The 18,721-nt window shown below is 51.4% G+C and carries 11 protein-coding genes; 7 read left to right on the forward strand and 4 right to left on the reverse strand.

The window, feature by feature from the left end; translation table 11 throughout:
- The first annotated feature begins 5 nt into the window (after positions 1-5).
- The 3 genes from ACN0YH_RS10700 (at position 6) to ACN0YH_RS10710 (ending at position 3,073) form a co-directional block, all read left to right on the forward strand.
- On the forward strand, positions 6-2,255 hold the full coding sequence (locus ACN0YH_RS10700) for a BatA domain-containing protein (protein WP_417379565.1): 2,250 nt from the start codon (positions 6-8) through the stop codon (positions 2,253-2,255).
- Positions 2,256-2,338: 83 nt separating this feature from the next.
- Complete coding sequence (locus ACN0YH_RS10705) at positions 2,339-2,530, forward strand: hypothetical protein (RefSeq protein ID WP_417379566.1); 192 nt, start codon at positions 2,339-2,341, stop codon at positions 2,528-2,530.
- Between the two features lie 84 nt (positions 2,531-2,614).
- The gene (locus ACN0YH_RS10710) at positions 2,615-3,073 is read left to right on the forward strand and encodes a DTW domain-containing protein (protein WP_417379567.1); all 459 of its coding nucleotides are present in this window, start codon (positions 2,615-2,617) and stop codon (positions 3,071-3,073) included.
- Positions 3,074-3,098: 25 nt separating this feature from the next.
- Here ACN0YH_RS10710 and amt read toward each other — a convergent pair whose 3' ends face one another.
- Positions 3,099-5,750, reverse strand: coding sequence for an ammonium transporter (gene amt / locus ACN0YH_RS10715; protein WP_417379568.1), 2,652 nt, complete (start codon positions 5,748-5,750; stop codon positions 3,099-3,101).
- Positions 5,751-6,454: 704 nt separating this feature from the next.
- Here amt and carB point away from each other — a divergent pair.
- Complete coding sequence (gene carB, locus ACN0YH_RS10720; protein WP_417379569.1) at positions 6,455-9,709, forward strand: carbamoyl-phosphate synthase large subunit; 3,255 nt, start codon at positions 6,455-6,457, stop codon at positions 9,707-9,709.
- 70 nt (positions 9,710-9,779) lie between these two features.
- Here carB and ACN0YH_RS10725 read toward each other — a convergent pair whose 3' ends face one another.
- Positions 9,780-10,355, reverse strand: a complete 576-nt coding sequence (locus tag ACN0YH_RS10725; RefSeq protein ID WP_417379570.1) for a class I SAM-dependent methyltransferase — start codon at positions 10,353-10,355, stop codon at positions 9,780-9,782.
- A 224-nt stretch (positions 10,356-10,579) separates the two neighbouring features.
- Between ACN0YH_RS10725 and ACN0YH_RS10730 the strand changes: the two genes are divergently transcribed.
- Both ACN0YH_RS10730 and ACN0YH_RS10735 read left to right on the forward strand, forming a co-directional pair.
- Positions 10,580-12,754: a cation:dicarboxylate symporter family transporter gene (locus tag ACN0YH_RS10730; protein WP_417379571.1), complete on the forward strand. Its 2,175-nt coding sequence runs from the start codon at positions 10,580-10,582 to the stop codon at positions 12,752-12,754.
- Positions 12,755-13,022: 268 nt separating this feature from the next.
- A complete protein-coding gene (locus ACN0YH_RS10735; RefSeq protein WP_417379572.1) occupies positions 13,023-14,168 on the forward strand; it encodes a hypothetical protein in 1,146 nt (381 codons plus the stop codon).
- A gap of 84 nt (positions 14,169-14,252) precedes the next feature.
- Here ACN0YH_RS10735 and ACN0YH_RS10740 read toward each other — a convergent pair whose 3' ends face one another.
- Together ACN0YH_RS10740 and ACN0YH_RS10745 are read right to left on the reverse strand one after the other, a co-directional pair.
- A complete protein-coding gene (locus ACN0YH_RS10740; RefSeq protein WP_417379573.1) occupies positions 14,253-15,860 on the reverse strand; it encodes an arylsulfatase in 1,608 nt (535 codons plus the stop codon).
- Positions 15,861-16,208: 348 nt separating this feature from the next.
- Positions 16,209-17,210: a sugar phosphate isomerase/epimerase family protein gene (locus ACN0YH_RS10745; RefSeq protein ID WP_417379574.1), complete on the reverse strand. Its 1,002-nt coding sequence runs from the start codon at positions 17,208-17,210 to the stop codon at positions 16,209-16,211.
- A gap of 135 nt (positions 17,211-17,345) precedes the next feature.
- On the opposite strand from ACN0YH_RS10745, the gene ACN0YH_RS10750 reads away from it, so the two are divergent.
- On the forward strand, positions 17,346-18,719 hold the full coding sequence (locus ACN0YH_RS10750; RefSeq protein WP_417379575.1) for a THUMP domain-containing class I SAM-dependent RNA methyltransferase: 1,374 nt from the start codon (positions 17,346-17,348) through the stop codon (positions 18,717-18,719).
- Positions 18,720-18,721: the final 2 nt, after the last annotated feature.

Consider the following 18,721-nt stretch of genomic DNA (forward strand, 5'->3'; position numbering starts at 1 on the left):
GTGTCATGAACGCATTGTATTTTCAGCCCGTGTTCGCGTTTGGATTTGCCAGTCCCTGGTTACTGATGGGACTGCTGGCGGCGGGAATTCCGATCCTGATCCATTTGCTGCATAAGCGGAAGTTTATCGAAACCGAATGGGCGGCCATGAAGTTCCTCCTGGCGGCGACCAGGAAATATTCCCGGCGGGTCCGCTTTGAGCAACTGTTGATTCTGCTTGTCAGGTGTCTGATTCTACTACTGCTGGCGATTGCATTTTCACGTCCCTACTGGTCCCTGCAAGGAGCTTTTTTTGAAGCCGCGGCGCCCGTACATCGGATTCTGGTCGTGGATACTTCTTTCAGCATGCGCTGGCAGGGAGAGGAAGAGACCCTGTTTGAAGAAACCAAAGAAATCGCGCGATCGATTGTCTCTGCTTCCAGGCAGGGAGACGCGTTTCAACTCGTTCAGATTTCCAGTGCTTCACCACAGAAACTGATTTCCCGTCCCTCTCGGCAGCAGGCCTATGTGCTTGATGAAATATCGAAACTGCAACCGACCCAGGAATATGGCAATGCAGGGCAGGCGCTGCAGGCGGCGCTGGAATTTCTCGGGCAGGCCCAGGACCTGGCGCATAAAGAAGTGATTGTCATCAGCGATTTCCAGGCGGAGAGCTGGTCCCCTCAGCAGGCGGAACAGGGGAATTCGCGCATCCTGTCTTTGATGGAAGCGTTATCGAAAAAAGCGACGCTGATTCTTAAAGATGTGGGCGCAACGGAAGAATCGAATCTTGCCATCGTTGATTTCAACAGCAAGTCAGTTTTTGCTACTTTGAATCAGCCGGTTCGATTGAGTGTCACCCTGCATAATTTTGGACTTCTGAATCAGGATGGCGTCAATCTGCAGTTGTTCGTGGACCAGCAACTGGTCAATCAGAAGCCGGTGGACCTGCCGGCGAACACCGACACGCAGGTTGAGTTTACACATCAGTTTACCCGTGTGGGTGATCATCGTCTGGAAGTCCGCCTTGCCGATGATCGACTGCCTCTGGATAACCACCGCTGGAAAGTCATGCCGGTCAAAAAAGAAATCAATGTCCTGCTGGTCAATGGCAGACGCTCGACAGAAGCGATGGGCCGCGCGACAGATTTTCTTGAACTGGCGTTGTCTCCCTCGCTGCAGGAACAACCCTGGCAGGGAATCATCAAACCACATGTAATCAATGAAGGCGAACTGGCGACGACAGAACTGAGTCTGTACGACGCGGTCGTCATCTGTGATGTGGCACTGTTTACAGACCACGAACGCGATTTGCTAAAGCACTATGTCAGCCGCGGAGGCGGGTTGATCTTCAGTCTGGGCGAGCAGGTGAACGTCAAGAATTATAACCAGACGATCTTTCAACCAGAGCAGGGACTGTTATCCCTGAAATTACTGGACCGACGGGGCGATGCCCGCAAGCAGACCATGCTGTTTGAGTTTGATCCCCTGCAGTATCAGCATCCTGTTATTGAAATCTTCAAGGGAAACCCTGACGCCGGTCTGGAAACCACACATATCTATGAATACTTCCAAACAGAACTTCCCCCCGATCCCAATACGCGATTGATCTTGAATTATGATACGAATGATCCAGCGATCATTGAAGGTTCACTCGGGCGGGGAAAAGTGATTCTGATTACCACTTCGCTCGATCGTCTCTGGGGGACATGGGCGATCTGGCCCAGTTTTCCACCGATGGTGAATGAACTCGTGCTGTATGTGGCAACAGGTAAATGGGGAAGTCGCGAGACCCGGGTGGGACAACCCCTGGAAATCATGACACAGGAAAACCAGCTCACACTCACTCCGCAGATGGTTGCACCCGACCAGGAAAAGTATCCACTCAGAAGTGTCCTCGACAGCAAGAATGAGTCCCGTACCATCACTTTCCCGCAGACCCTGCTTTCGGGAATCTACGAACTGGACTGGGGCTCGGCCGCTACAGAAAATACACTGTATGCAGTGAATGTATCTCCGCAGGAAAGTAATTTGAATCATATTGGACCACAGGTTGTTCCCCCTCAGTATTTTCGACGACCCGAAGGGGCTCAAAGCCAACTGGCAGAAGTACCGGAAGAACGCAGTTCTCAAGCCGGACTGGCGGAAAACCTGTTGCTGACAGTGCTGGCTCTGATCGTCGTCGAACAGTTATTACTCTGGCGGTTTTCTGCTGGCGCGCTCACGTTTCTGGCGGTCATGCTGCTCTCCTGCCTGAGCCTGTTTTTCCTGCGCTAACGGGCAGCGAGTCTGTGATTTTCCATTCCGCTTTGATATACTGACCCGTCCGAAAAGTTGATTCCTATCCTGAAGAAGAGGAAATGCAGTCCCCAATGAGCCTGAATAAAAAGCAGAAAAAACAGATTGACGTGGCCCGTCAGAAAATCCAAAAATTGCGGCAGCGATTAACCGGTGCCAAAGAGCAGATGGATGACCCCCAGGAAGTCAAAAATCTCGAACAGGAAATTGCCGCCCAGGAAGAACTGATCAAAAAAGTTCAGGAAGCTTCTTGACCCGGTTTCCTCCGTCAAATCAATTCATTCACAAACTGCGCCTGACATACAAAAGCGGGCACATTAGATGATAAGACCGAAGCAGTGTCTGGCTCACATCCTCCCACAGTGATTGTGGTACATCCCAAAGAACGCAAAAGTAAATGCACGGTGCAGCCGTTGCGTACCCGTGAAGAATTTGTCTTCTGGAAGTATCCCCGCAAGGAAGCCGACCGCATACAGGGCTACGTTCGACTGGGACTGGATGGTCCTCTTCTCAGTCCGGCGGACGCAGGTTCGGGTCTGCTGGTTCTGGATGGAACCTGGCGGCTGGCTGAGAAAATGGAACCCGATTACCAGGAACTGCCCGTTCGCAGCCTGCCTGAATGGAAAACGGCTTACCCTCGTGTCTCCAAACAGTTTGAAGATCCCTCGACCGGACTTGCCACCATCGAAGCCATCTATATCGCATATTATCTGATGGGGTTGGACACAACGGGCCTGTTGGAAGGTTACTACTGGGCAGATCGGTTTCTGGAACTGAATCGCGATCAACTGCAGTAATTCGAAATCATCATCACTTGAATGACTACCGGGCAGGCTCTGTCTGAGTACGACCTTGATGTTTCTGGACGATATTGCGGAGCTTCTCACGGTTGACCGGTTTGGTCGCGTAATCTGTACATCCGGCGTCGAGACATTTCTGCCGATCCCCGGTCATGGCGTGCGCGGTCAATGCAATGATGGGAGTTTTGATTCCCAAGTCCCGCAATTTTCTTGTAGCCTCATATCCATCCATGACCGGCATCGACATATCCATTAGAATGACATCAAACGGTTTACCCTGTTGTTTGGCATCCAGAGTCCTGCGGACTGCGATATCACCATTCTCAGCCAGTACCACATGAGCTTTTTCTTTTTTTAACAACATGGAAATCAAACGCTGGTTATCAATACCATCTTCCGCCAGCAGTATCGAACAGGTCCCCTTGTTCCGGGTATCTGCAGCGATTCCAGGTACTTCCTGATTTTGCTGGATTACTTGAGTGTGTTTGAAGTCGATCTGTGGATTTTTATGAAACTGCAGTGGGTCCGGTTTGCCGATACCAATGGTCAATGTGAAAACGGTACCTTCACCGGGCACACTTTCACACGTCAGATCACCACCCAGCATCTTAGCCAGTCGTTTGCTGATGGCCAGTCCCAGTCCTGTTCCTCCAAATTTCCGTGTTGTCGAAGAATCTGCCTGGACGAACGGCTGATACAACATGCCGATCTGCTCGGGAGACATGCCGATTCCCGTGTCATGGATTTTAAATTCCAGCAAGGGTTCATCCGCAGCCGAATTCAAAAATGTGGTTTCCAGTAAAACTTTTCCACCTTCGGGAGAGAATTTGATCGCGTTACCAATCAGATTGATCAGAATCTGTTTGAGACGTGTTGGATCACTCTGAATCTCAATCGGGATTGTACCGTCAAAAGACAGCTTGAAGTACAAACCCCGGTGTTCCGCCCGGACTTTCATCAGAGCATGAATTTCATTCAGCTTTTCCAGTAGAGGAAATTGAATGGTTTCAATGGTCAGGTTTCCAGATTCAATTTTGGAGAGGTCGAGGATGTCATTGATCAGTTCCAGCAGGTAATTCCCGTTGCGTTTAATGACATCCAGTAATTGAATGCTGCCCGGACGTCCCCAGCTTTCTTCTATCAGCAAATCGGTGTATCCCAGGACGGCTGTCATCGGCGTCCGGATTTCGTGGCTCATATTCGCCAGAAATTCACTCTTGGCCCGTGAAGCAGCTTCGGCATCTCTATTGGCCTGCTTCAGGCGTGCAGCTTTTTCTTCCAGTTCGCGGCGGGTCAATTCCAGGTTTTCCGTCCGGTCTTTCAGTTCATTTAAAGCCATATCCCGCACTTGTGAAACCCGGTTGTATTGTTTTGCAATCAGGCTGACATCGCTGTATTCGTCCATATCTTCTTCCAGATCGGAGTCGCCTTGAATATGCAGTTCCATCAGGTTCAGCAAGTCATACATTTCAGAAGTGGCACCATGCTCTGCCATATTCAGACCCAGTTTTTCTTCATCTTTGGTCGCACGCAGACGTACAAAATGACTAATGATTCGTAACGTAACCCAGCAGAAGGAGAAACACCAGACGAAGCAGACAGCACAACCTAAAGCCTGGATCAGAAACTGTTCCCAGCGGGAATGTGACAGGAGTTCTGCCGGAATAAACAAGGCGACTGCCAGTGTGCCCCAGACACCAGCGAAACCATGAACGGGAATCACTCCGATCGTGTCATCGAGCTGGAATCGCTCCAGAACCCAGACGCCTGCTTCCATGACAATCGCAGCGATCATTCCAATCACGACGGCTGAAGCCGGCGAGATCGCATCACAGCTGGCACTGCTGGCAACCAGGCCTGCCAGCAGACCATTCAGGATGTTTTCGATTTCGATCTGTTTCCGCTGATAGAACTGCCACACCAGCATTGTGATGGCACCACAGGCAGAAGCCAGAAATGTATTAATAAAGATTTGTGGTACATGTGAAGTAAAACCAAATTTACTTCCGCCGTTAAATCCAAACCAGCCTATCCAGAGAATAAAGACCCCGGTCGTTGCCAGGGTCAGATTGTGACCTTGTAATTTCTTAGAACCGGAACCCTTATCGAATTTTCCAATACGAGGCCCGATAATCATGATTGATGCCAGCGCAGCCCATGCTCCCAGAGAATGGACGACTGTCGAACCGCTGAAGTCCCGAAATCCTAATGATTCCAGCCAGCCGGGCGCTTTACCCGTAAAATGACTGGTCCAGGCCCAATGTCCAAATACAGGATAGATGATGCCCCCCAGAACGATCGAGAGAATCAAATAAGCCGTAAAACGCATACGCTCTGCTGAGGCACCCGATGCGATCGTGGCGGCAGTCGCACACAGCATCAGTTGAAACAGAAAAAACGCGGATAGAAATATATCGGAACCTGAATTCGTAAACGGAAAATGAGTGGTGCCGATTAAACCTCCGGTCGTCGTACCAAACATCAGGCCGAAGCCGAAAATCCAGTACAGGATTCCCACAATACTTACGTCGATAATATTTTTAATGGCGACGTGGATGCTGTTTTTGGAGCGGGAAAGACCAGATTCCAGACAACAGAAACCCGCCTGCATAAACAGGACAAATATACTGCAGACTAAAATCCAGAGAATGTCAATTTGTTGATGGAGTTCCATGATTTCGGCTCATGTATCTAACAAAACAATTTATTTTAAGCTTCCCGTTTTACCGAACGTGTTCTCACGCACACACTCGAGGAAGATATTCAGGTTTCAGGAATAAAACGAAACACTGTTTCATTCACAAAAAGCTTATGTTTTTTTTTGTCAACATGTGCCATAGATCAACATTATCGCAGTACCTGTTCATCCTGCAGCCTGATTTGCGTGAAAACCCTTAATTCATCAGGAGGGGAACGTTTTAACCTGTATAGATGAACGAAATTGAAGAATAAAATACCTCCTGCAATAAAAAGAGTTTCCAAATAGTCACTTAGAGAAATTCGTCGAGTACTCTCTGGCCCGTTACAACCGGACTGAATCGCTGATCCAGCTTTATTGTTCTGACTGGAACCATTCAGAGGAATTATTACTGCTGCTGATGATATAGGGTGCGAAATGCCACCCTGACTCAAATTGTTTATCGTACAAAAGTGTCTAATTTGGATGAACTGACATTGGAATCACCCCGCTGCCAGTGTCAATCAATGTCCGTACCGGCGTGATGCCGACACGCTGACGTTTCAAAGCCAGTTCTGGTACTTTCTTGTCTGCCTTGCTTGATTATTCTGGTGTGCTTGTTAACGTTGGGAAGATTTGCGCAGATAAAGGTCTCCGAGCCAGAAGACAATGTACATTTGCTTTGAAAGTGATCCGAGAAAGTGCCCAGACGCGACGATATTCATAAAATTTTGATCATTGGTTCCGGTCCCATTGTGATCGGCCAGGCTTGTGAATTTGACTATTCCGGAACCCAGGCCTGTAAGGCTCTGCGAGAAGATGGTTATGAGGTTGTGCTGGTGAACTCGAACCCAGCCACGATCATGACCGATCCGGAAACAGCCCATCGCACTTATATCGAGCCGATTACCTGGCAGTATATTCAGAAAGTCATCGAGATTGAAAAACCCGATGCTCTGCTGCCGACCCTCGGCGGACAGACTGGTTTGAATGCTGCGATGGATCTCGCCCGACGTGGCATTCTGGATCAACTGGGCGTGGAACTCATCGGTGCCAAAGAGTCAGTCATTGCCAAGGCCGAAAGTCGCGACCAGTTCAAAGAAGCCATGATAAAAATCGGCCTCGACTGCCCTCGTAGCGCCGTGGTGCATAACATGGAAGAAGCCAATGCGGCCATGAAGGATATCGGCTTGCCGATCATCATTCGCGCCAGCTACACACTCGGGGGAACCGGTGGGGGCGTGGCTTATAATCGCGAAGAGTTCGATGAAAAAGTCCGCAGTGGTCTGGCATTATCTCCTGTGAATGAAGTCCTGCTCGAAGAATCCATCCTCGGCTGGAAAGAATACGAGATGGAAGTGATGCGCGATCAGGCTGACAATGTTGTCATCATCTGCGCCATCGAAAACTTCGACCCCATGGGCGTACATACCGGTGACTCCATCACCGTCGCGCCGGCACAAACACTGACCGATAAAGAATATCAGCGGATGCGGGATGCGACCATCGCCTGTATGCGCGAGATCGGTGTCGAAACCGGGGGCTCCAACGTCCAGTTCGCCATTAACCCCGATACGGGCCGTATGACGATCATCGAAATGAATCCCCGCGTCAGCCGCTCCAGTGCCCTGGCTTCCAAAGCAACCGGCTTCCCGATCGCTAAAATCGCCGCGAAGCTTGCCGTTGGGTATCGGCTTGACGAAATTCGCAACGACATCACCCGTGAAACGTTTGCCTGTTTCGAACCAACCATCGACTACGTCGTTACCAAAATTCCCCGCTGGACGTTCGAAAAATTCCCGGATGCAGACCCGGTTCTCACCGTGCAGATGAAATCGGTCGGCGAAACCATGTCCATCGGTCGTACTTTTAAAGAGTCCCTGCAGAAAGCACTGCGAGGCCTGGAAATTGGTCACTTCGGACTGGGCGGCGGAAAAAAAGACCTGTGGGGGACTACCAAACAACCTTCCAAGGATACGATCCAGTCCAAGCTTTCGGTTCCCAATGAAGAGCGAATCTTTTACGTCCGCTATGCCTTCAAGCTGGGAATGACGACCGAACAGATTCACGAGCTCAGTGACATCGATCCCTGGTTCCTGAATCACATTCGGCAACTGGTCGAACTGGAAGATCAGATCCGCGCCCTTTCCCGCCTGGAAGACATGGACTACGCCGCCATGAGAAAAGCCAAGCAGGCCGGCTATTCGGATAAGCAACTCGCCTTCTGGCTTGACTCGACCGAAATGGATGTCCGCCAGTATCGCAAGAATCTGGGAATTGAAGCGACTTTCAAACAGGTCGATACCTGTGCCGCCGAGTTCGAAGCCTTTACCCCCTACTTCTATTCCACCTACGAAGAAGAAGACGAAACTCCTGCGAATCCCGATCACAAACGCCGCATCATGATTCTGGGCGGCGGACCGAACCGCATCGGGCAGGGGATCGAATTTGATTACTGCTGCTGCCAGGCCTCCTTCGCACTGCAGGAGCTGGGCATCGAAAGTATCATGGTCAACTCAAACCCCGAAACCGTTTCGACTGACTACGACACTTCGGACCATCTGTTCTTCGAACCACTGACTACCGAAGACGTTTTGAATATCTGCGACCGCATGAAACCCGATGGCGTGATCGTGCAGTTCGGCGGACAGACGCCGCTCAACCTGGCGCGTGGACTCGAAGCGGCCGGTGTCAACATTATCGGCACCAGTCCTGAAATGATCGATGCCGCTGAAGACCGGGAACGCTTTCAGGCAATTCTCGAAAAGCTCGAACTGCATCAGCCCCCGAATGGCATCGCCACAGATATCGAAAGCGCACGCAACGTTGCCAACAACATCAGTTACCCCATCCTTGTTCGCCCCAGCTACGTGCTTGGCGGTCGAGCCATGGAAATCTGCTACGATGAAGAATCCCTCGTGCGCTACATGAATGAAGCCGTCAACGCTTCTCCCGATCATCCGGTTCTCGTCGACCGCTTTCTTGAAGATGCGATTGAAGTCGACGTCGACGCCATCTCCGATGGTATCACTACTTTGGTTGGTGGCGTGATGGAACACATTGAAGAAGCCGGCGTGCATTCCGGCGACTCTGCCTGTGTGCTCCCCCCCCACTCACTTCCTGAATCGGTCATCAATGAAATCAAACGCGCCACACACGCCCTCGCACGCGAACTCAAAGTCAGAGGGTTGATGAATCTTCAGTTTGCTGTCAAACAGACTGATGACGATTTCAAAGTCTACATCCTGGAAGTCAATCCCCGCGCCAGCCGGACGTCACCGTTTGTCTCCAAGGCCACGGGGATTTCACTGCCCCGCATCGCCGCCAAAGTGATGGCGGGAGTCTCGCTGCTCGAACAGGGGATTACGCGTGAGCCTGAACCCAAACATACATCCGTCAAAGAAAGTGTGTTCCCGTTCTCCCGATTCCTTGGCGTCGATATCATCCTCGGCCCCGAAATGCGTTCGACCGGCGAAGTCATGGGCATCTCGGATGGATTCGCGATGGCTTTTGCCAAAAGTCAACTTGCAGCCAGTACCAGCCTGCCTTCCGAAGGCACGGTCTTCATCAGTATGGCTGATGTCTATAAAGAGATGATCATCGAACCGGCACGTCGGCTGATTGAACTGGGCTTCAAAATCGTTTCGACTTCAGGTACCGCCCGCGTCCTCAAAGAAGCAGGACTCGAAGTGGCTACCGTCAAGAAGCTGAAAGAAGGACGACCGAACCTGCTGGACATGATGGCCAACCAGGAAGTACAGTTCATCTTCAACACACCCAGCGGTAAAGGTTCGCGTACCGACGAAGGCAAAATTCGATCGGCTTCCGTTTCGTATGGCGTCACCTGCGTGACGACGATCCCGGGCTGCCTGGCGGTCGTCAAAGCGTTGGAGGCACTTGCCGACGATCCAACCCCCCAGGTCCGTGCTCTACAGGACTGGATGGCGGATATGTGATTCATGGGCTTCAGGGAACATTCTTCTCCGGATGTTCCCTGAATTTCCCTCTGATGGGTTCAAGCATTTTTTATCGATTACGCCGCTTCCGTGCTGCATAGCTGTCGCGGCGTTTCTCTGCGTGAAATACAAAGTAACCGTTGAGCTCATGGACTTCGGTTCCGCCAAAAATGCTGGTCAGCTTCTTCTGATACCACAGTCGTCGACGGGTGACCATGACCATCTTTCCGCCAATTTTCAGTCGGTTGAATCCTTTCATGATGAAGTTCTTGGCGACGGAAAAATCTTCATGGTAAGGCGGGTTTGACAGAATCCAGTCGAAATCGCTCTCTGCATGATCGCGAAAGCCATCACTCTGTAAAACCGTCACGCCCGCAACTGCATTGCCTTCTGCATTCTTTTGTGAGAGGCGTACTGCTTCTGCCTCGACGTCGGTCATCACCACATTTTCCGCACCAACTATTTTCGCAGCCAGGATTCCCACTACGCCACACCCGCAGCCCAGGTCCAGCACTCGTTCACCCGCCGCAAAAGTGACAGTGGAGAGCATTGCCTCGGTGCCTCGATCCAGACCTTTGGGAGAGAACAGCTCGGGCGTCGTTTCAAAACTGAACTGCTGACGATGATACGTTAGGGAAAAGGACATGTTGATTCGATAAGTCTGGTGATAGAAAGGGTTTTCTGTTAAGAATCCAGATTCGAAGGAATCCAATGATTGTCCGGACTCACTGTGAAGGTTACGTTAGGAACGGTATCTTCAAGGGAACCATACACTTCCGGCAAGAATTTATCCATGACAAGTATCAGGTTTTGCTCTAAGACAGGATCATTTTCAAAGCCCTGATACCGGTGTGCTCAAGGATCTGGCGAATGGAAAAAGTTATTCTGACACATTTTAAGCCCGGCTTAACCACCTGGATTCTAACAAGCCTGGGGCTGGGGATAATGTGCGGACTCTTTTTTGGTGACCTGTGTTCCCCACTGAAAGTGGTCGGCGATGTCTTCATCGGGCTGCTGCAGATGACTGTTCTGCCTTACATTACCCTCTCGCTGATTTTGAACCTGGGCCGCATCTCCCTTAAGCAGACGCGCAACATGGCGTTTACCGTCATCGTCCTGCTGTTAATACTGTGGTGCATTGGATTGTTTTCGGTCTGTATCATGTCGCTCTCCTTTCCCTTCTGGCAGAAAGGCGCTTTCTTCAGTACCAGTTTTATTGAAGGGCCCAAGACTGAGAGCCTATATGATCTGTTCATTCCCTCAAATCCGTTTTTCTCGCTTGCCAATAATGCCGTCCCTGCAGTCGTTCTGTTTTCGATCGGGATGGGCATCGCCATCAGTGGCATTCCCAAACGCGAACGCCTGCTGGAACCACTGTCCGTCGCCGTCAACGCTTTGATGCGACTTAACCGTATGATCGTCCATGTTTCGCCCATCGGAATATTTGCCATCGTCTCTTATGCCATGGGCACGCTTCCCTTTGAAAAATTTGGATTGCTCCAGGCCTACCTGATTACGTTTTCTGCCGCCACTCTGCTGCTGGCGATTGGCATTCTCCCCATGCTGATTTCTGTCTGTACTCCGGTACGCTACTGGGATGCCCTCAAAGTTTCGCAGACCGCCGTCATCGCATCGTTTGTGCTGGGCAGCACATTTGCCGTTCTGCCGCTCATCGTCGAAGCGGCCCGCGAAATCCTGGATCGCTATCATCTGGAAAAAGACGAAACCGGAGGCTCACCGGATGTCCTCATTCCGCTCGTTTTTCCTTTTCCCGACCTGGGGCGGATTATCGGGTTGATCTTCATTCCCTTTTCCGCCTGGTTTTATGGTTCCAGCATGCTGCCCGAAGAATACCCCCGCTTCCTTTCGCTGGGCATGGCCGGTTCCTTCGCCAAGCCAGCCGTCACCATTCCCTGGCTGCTGGACCTGATGCATATCCCCCATGATATTTTCCAGCTCTATCTTGCGGTGGGTGTCTACACCACTCGCCTGGGGGATGCACTGCGATCCGTTTACCTGTTTTCGTTCGCCATCCTCGCCGCCGCCTCGCTTTCCGGCACGTTAAAGATTCAGTGGAAACGTTTCATCTCGTGGTCATTGTTTTCATTATGTGTCGCCGGTGTTGTGATTGCCGGCATTCACGCAGTACTCAATTATACCTTCAAAGACATCTATCAATCCAAAGCTCTTATCGCCGATCGTCAACTGCTCTATCCGGGGGTCAAAGAGACCATTCTGAAAGATTCGGCCCCCAACCCCGATCCCATTCTATCCGGTGAAACCCGCATCGACCGTATCCGCCGCCGGGGAACCATTCGGCTTGGTTTCGACGCCAAACGGCTTCCCTTTTCCTACTTCAATGATCGTGGACAACTGGTGGGCCTCGATATCGATATGGCACATCGACTGGCCCTCGATTTGAGAGTCGATATCGAATTTGTCCCCTTTACCCCGCAAACACTGGTCAATCAGTTGAATCAGGATCATTTTGATCTGGCGATGTCAGGACTGGAAGGGACCATCGAACGAGCGACTGCGTTCCCCGTTGCCGATTCTTATATGGACGTGACGCTGGCACTGGTGCTACCCGACTTCCGCAAAGTCGATTTTCTGGAGTTCGACAAACTACGCCATTCCGCCGATCTGAAAATCGCGGTCGTCGCCAACAGTTTCTACGACGAAAAAGCCCACGAGTTTTTCCCCAACGCGAGTTTTGTATCCATCAATTCAGAAGAAGATTTCTTTGAAGGCAACGCCTCTCACGCCGACCTGCTGGTGACCAGTGCTGAAACGGGCGCTGCCTGGACGCTGCTGTATCCGAAATTTTCGGTGATCAATCCCTTCAAGAAAAATATTCGCGTCCCCATGTATTACCTGGGGGCTCACGACATCGAGTTCGAAGAGTTCATGGAAGTCTGGCTTGAGCTCAAAAAGAAAGAAGGCGTCTTCGACACGCTCTACAAATACTGGATCCTCGGCGAAGTGATCGATCCACCCCCCCCACGCTGGTCCATCATCCGCAACGTCCTGCACTGGGTAGATTAACGTAACGCGTAGTGGAACCGCTCAAAGCGACGGACTCAATCAGATCGGATGGGCCCGAATAGAATGCGGGCCGAGCGTAACGAGCAGGAAACTGTCAAAGCAAAACGCTGAACTGCAACAGTTTTACGAATCTCAAAATCAGCCGTCTATCTCGTTCGTGTGTTTTCGTGGTAGAAATAATTTGTCTATACCGCTTCCTTTCTGCTACACTGCATTGACGAATGTGTCTGTTTCTTTCTCATGAAAAAAATACAGCGCGGAGTGAAGTATGGCCGATCGTCTGTCATTCACAGTATTACTGCTGTTACTCAGTCTCTGTTTACGGTCACCAGTTCCTGCAGCAGAACCGGTTGACGATCAACAGCGTCAACTGAACCCGGAAGAAACGCAGCAGATGCTCGTTTTCCTGGCGAAACAGATCACCGCGAATAACGACGCCATTCATACCTGGCAGGGAACCTATGCGTTTGTAAGAGAATCTCTATTCCATCGGAGCAAGTTTGAACTCCCCGGTTGGAAGACCACTTATCGACTGCTCCCCTTCTGGCTGGATCAACGGCAGGATAAACTGCGTGTCAATTATAATCTGACAGAAAAACCCGATGAGCTCGACCAGTTACAACCGGTACCAGCCAAAATTCAAAATAGTATGAACGTACAATGGATTGTTGTCAAAGGGGAAGAAAGCCTGGAGTTGAGCGAGGAACGCTTCGGTCCCGTCTTTGGTTTTCCTGATGAAGTTCAGAAACAGATTGGTGGAGGCAGAATTCTCTATCGAAAATGGGATTTTGAAGTCGAACGGGACGGGCGGTTTTTTGACCCCAGAAAAAAGGTACTGGGGACAGCCTCAGGCAGCTTTGCCCGCACCCCTGAGTTGTATGCAAAAGTACTCAGTGGTGCAGAGGGAAAGGAAAAACAGGAGACGTTTTCCAGACGGGTTACTATCGCGGAGAGAATACTGAAACACCAGCAGAAACAATTGATCGTTAAGATCAAGTACAAACCCGCGAAACCAAATAGTCTTCCCAGATTCAGTCAAGTGACCTACGACTCCCGATTTGGATATAATCCGGTGAAATATGAGGGGTTACACGGTACTGTCCCGGATCGCATCTATACATTCTCTTATAAAAACGTCGATGGCATCTACCTGCCTGAGAAAGTCATCTTCGAGGACTTTCAAATCAGACCAGCCGGTGAGCGTGAACTGACCTTACGCCGCACTTATACGTTACTTGATTCAAAACTGAATCAACCCATTAACCCGGATCAGTTCCAGATCAAATCATTCAACCTGCAGTATGGCGAACGCATGCTGGACAGAACCAAAAATAAAGCCTTCATCCAGGACCACGACGGCCTCGTCCCCGCCGAAGAATTTGAATTCAACAAAGAATCACAAAGTAAGAATTGAATTCAGCGACCTGGAAACAGCTGCTATTGGAAGTCAGCCATAAAATCCGTTCGTGTCATTTCGTGTTTTTCGTGGTAGCAAAAATCACTTGGGATACACGCCCACACGTTTTGCCCAGGCTTCCCACTTCTGAACCAGATCAACTACGATGGCCCGCCTGCGCGCCGCCAGGTTATTCAGCTCCGTGCGGTCCGTCTTCACGTCATACAGTTCCCATTTCTGTGGCTGATAGCCTTTCGCCGGTGAGACGCCGCGACCCACCAGCTTCCAGTCCCCGGCTCTCACGAACGCATTGCTTTCGTGTTCAATGAAAATCGGCTCCATGCGGTTAAGCGATTCTCCCTGCATCGCCGGCCGCAAGGAAATGCCATCCAGGGCCGGGATTGGATTCCCGTTGAATGTCTCAGGGTACTTCACCTCTGCCACATCGATCAGTGTCGGCATGAGATCAATCAGCTGGGCCGGTTCCGTGTACCAGTCTGTTTGTGGTTTCATCTCTGCCGGCCAATGCATGATAAACGGTGTCGACGTACCCCCTTCGTGGGCGAAATGTTTATACAGACGGAACGGCGTATTCGATGCATTCGCCCAAGCTTTTCCATAGCTGTTGCTGTGATCGAGATTGCGTTTTTCCACATCATAGAATTCGCCGCGTCCCAGCACGCCTCCCTCGGCACAGCCGCCATTGTCCGACAGAAATAGAATCAGCGTATTTTCATACTGCCCACTAGTTTTCAATGAATTAACCAGTTTACCGATGTTCTGGTCCACGCGATCCACCATCGCCGCGTAGGTGGCCATTTTAAGATCCATCTCGTCCTGTTTTTTGGCACTTAGAGTATTCCAGGCGGGAACCGCAGAATCTCGCGGTGACAGCTTTGTATCCGCCGGCAGCAGGCCCAGCGATTTCTGTTTCGCCAGACGCTGTTGGCGGAGTTCATCCCAGCCGATCATGTATTTGCCGCGGTACTTTCTGATCTCCTCTTCATGTGCCTGTAGTGGCCAATGCGGTGCGGTGTAAGCGAGATACAGAAAGAAGGGTTTGTCATGCAGTTCTTTTGTCTGTTGATGTTCACTGAGAAAACGGATCGCATAGTCCGTGTACGCGTCGGTGGTGTAGAACCGTCGGTCTGTGGTACTGGCGGGCGTTTCAATGTCTTCATTTCCAAATGTCATAGCCCGCGGTGCGACGGGGTGAAAGAAGCGGGTCGCCCCCGAGACGCAGCCGAAAAACTTTTCGAACCCGCGCTGCAGAGGCCAGCGATCCTGCGCGTTAAAGCCCAGGTGCCATTTGCCTGTCATCAGCGTCGCATAACCGGCTGGTTTCAGCACTTCCGCCAGCGTGACGCAGTTGCGGTTCAGATAGCCCTGGTAAGTCGGCGGTTTGGAATAGCCGCGGGTATCGCCGGGTGGGTTGGTCATCCAGCCAATTCCCGTCTGGTGGGGATGCAGGCCCGTCATCAATGTTGCCCGCGTAGGGCAGCAGCGACCCGAATTATAAAACTGTGAAAACCGCACGCCACCGGCGGCCAGTGCATCGATGTTTGGCGTTTCGATTTCGCCGCCATAACAGCCAATGTCGGAGAAACCCATATCATCGACCATGATCAGAATGATATTGGGTCTGTCAGCTGATTCCGCAATGCATGGAACCAGCCAGACGACCAGAACAGTTAAGATTATCCGAACCATAAACAGTATCCCTCCTACTCAGAAAGTCATCAGGTTCTCGGTGTGGGTGGCCGTGAATGCCATTCGCGGTTGTCAAAGACAACAGGAAACTGTCAGAACATGGTTGCAAACAGGAAAGACGTTACCGACCTCTATTGAATCCTGTATCGTGATTTCCTTCAACAATTAGAAAATCAATTGTCAGTTTCCTGCTCGCTGCGCTCGGCCTGAATATTATTCAGGTCCACACCAGTCTGGATCATAAACAGCACCAATCTGAACGGAATGGCGCCAGCCATCGGTATTATTTACAGGCCCGCAGTAAATACCGACAGCTGACACCGTACCGCTTCAATCTCTTGATTCAGATTACGACCACAGTGAACGGAAATAGTTCGCATCGGCGGCCGTCTGGGCCAGGCATTCCTGGGTCGAAAGTTCTTTCCAGCTGTGACGTCCTTTGTATTCACTGTGCAAAGAGAAGGTTCCTTCATAACCCAGCTTTCGCAGTGCAGCGACGTAGTCTGGAATGGGAGAAATTCCATCAGCGACGGGAACTGTTTTGACTTCCCATTTCTGGTGACCGTGCTTGTCGCGGCCATCACCCCGTTCCCAGGAGAAATTCTTAACCGCACACAACGAAATCCAGGGGGCCAGCAGATCAAGGCCCTGTCGCCAGCCGTCGCCGCTCCCCTCTTTGACCATGTGCAGCATATCCACATACGCACCGACTTCCTGCGGCGAGAAATCCTGGATCAACTGATACAGCTGCGTCCCGTGTGAAGGAAGAAACGCATTCGAATGCACGTGCACGCAAGGCAACACATCGTATTTCTGACACAGCTTTGCTACCTTGCCGATTTTCTTTGTCGTCTCTTTCAGTTGCTGTGCCAGAGTGCCGAACGGTTTGTAGCGGTAATAGCCAATTTTGACGCGGTCGATCCCCTGTTCCTGGGCGGTTGCCAGAATGCGTTCGGCGTTCTTGTCGGGTTCGTCAATCATCGTGGTCAGAAACAGGATTTTCACGCCTGCGTCTTTGGCGGCCGCGCAGGCCTGCGGCAGTTCTTTCTCAGCATTTTCGGGAAGAATATGCCCCTTGGGACGCACGGTCAGGTCAAGGCCATCCAGACCAATTGATTTGAACGCCTGACACACCTCGGGGATCGGCATATCCTGGAAGCTTTTGGTGAAGGCGCCCAGCTGATATCCGGCTGTCGGCTTTGGTTTCGCTGTGGAATCTTCGCCCGCCTGTAACTCTTGTTGTGACTGCAACAGGCCAACGACTGCTGTACCCGTTAATACCTGAGCGGCGGTCTGTTTCAGAAAATCACGGCGGGGAAGCCGATTATAGGGGGAGGGAGTATTCCGCATGTTGAAAACCTTCTTTATGATCCGTTGTCCTGTAGATTTCGAGGAAAGCCATTTTATAGTAGTATGAACTGAGACCGACCCTTTTTCTACCAGATTTGCCTGATTTACTGAAATCGAAAGAGATCCCCGTTGAATATGTCCGAGCCACTCACACTCGTTGCCACTTCCGCTTTTGGCCTGGAAGCCGTGGTATCGCGCGAACTGAAACAACTGGGATACGAAGAACAGACAATCGAAAACGGCCGCATCACCTTTCAAGGCGATCTCGCCGCGATCTGCCACTGCAATCTCTGGCTCCGCAGTGCCGACCGGGTGCTGCTCAGCCTGGCGGAATTCACGGCACTCGATTTCGATGACCTGTTCGACGAAATTCGCGATATTGAATGGGAACGCTGGCTGCCCCCCTCGGCCCAGTTTCCTGTCCGGGCCACCGCCGTCCGTTCCAAAATCAACAGTCCCAAGAACTGTCAGAAACTGGTCAAGAAAGCGATTGCCGAACGCCTGAAAGAGCACTACATCAAAGACTGGTTCCCTGAAGACGGCCCCCTGTACTCGGTTAGCCTGTCGATCCTGAAAGACAAGGCTTCCGTCTGCATCGACACCACCGGGCCGGGGCTGCATAAACGCGGCTATCGCAAACTGGCTGCCGGCGCGCAGATTAAAGAAACACTGGCGGCAGGTCTGGTCCAGCTCAGCTACTGGAATCGTGAACGGCCATTTGTTGACCCCTGTTGTGGTACGGGGACGATTCCCATCGAAGCTGCTCTGATCGGTACCAACACCGCGCCGGGCATCAACCGCGAATTCGCTGCAGAAGGCTGGCAGCAGCTACCACCCGAAATGTGGGAAGCGGCCCGCGAAGAAGCACGGTCTCTGGAACGCAGCGATATCGACTATCGGCTGCAGGGCTATGATATTGATCCCGCCATGATCAGTATGGCCCGCTACCACGCGCAGCAGGCCGGCATGGAAGAGTTCATTCATTTCCAGGATCAACCTCTTTCAGAATTCAGCACGCCCCGCAAGTATGGCTGTATCATTACCAACCCTCCCTACGGCGAACGACTGGGCGATAAAGCAGACGCCGAAGTCATCTACCGCGAAATGAAACGCGTGTTCGCGCCACTGGAGATGTGGTCGATTTATGTAATTACCTCGCATCCGGGTTTCGAACGCATTTACGAACAAAAGGCCCGCCGCCGCAAACTGTATAACGGTCGGATTGAATGCGTCTACTATCAATTTCCCGGTCCTCCTCCGCCGCGGAAGAAGTCTCCCTGGGAACAGGCGGCTGGGACACAATCCGATTCAGCTGAGGAAACAGATGACGTCGATGAAACGCGGCAGGAAGAAGTTGCTTCCGAGCCGAACGTCACTCCACCCGAAGTGGTAAGCGAGAACTCGGCTGCTGCAGGATCGATTGAGACGGTTCCTACTGAGTCTACTCCAGCTGAAGATTCTGCGACACATGAAAAATCGAATGAAGAAACGGAAGACAGGCAAGAGTAGCG

This window comes from Gimesia sp., from assembly GCF_048262075.1.
GTDB lineage: Bacteria > Planctomycetota > Planctomycetia > Planctomycetales > Planctomycetaceae > Gimesia.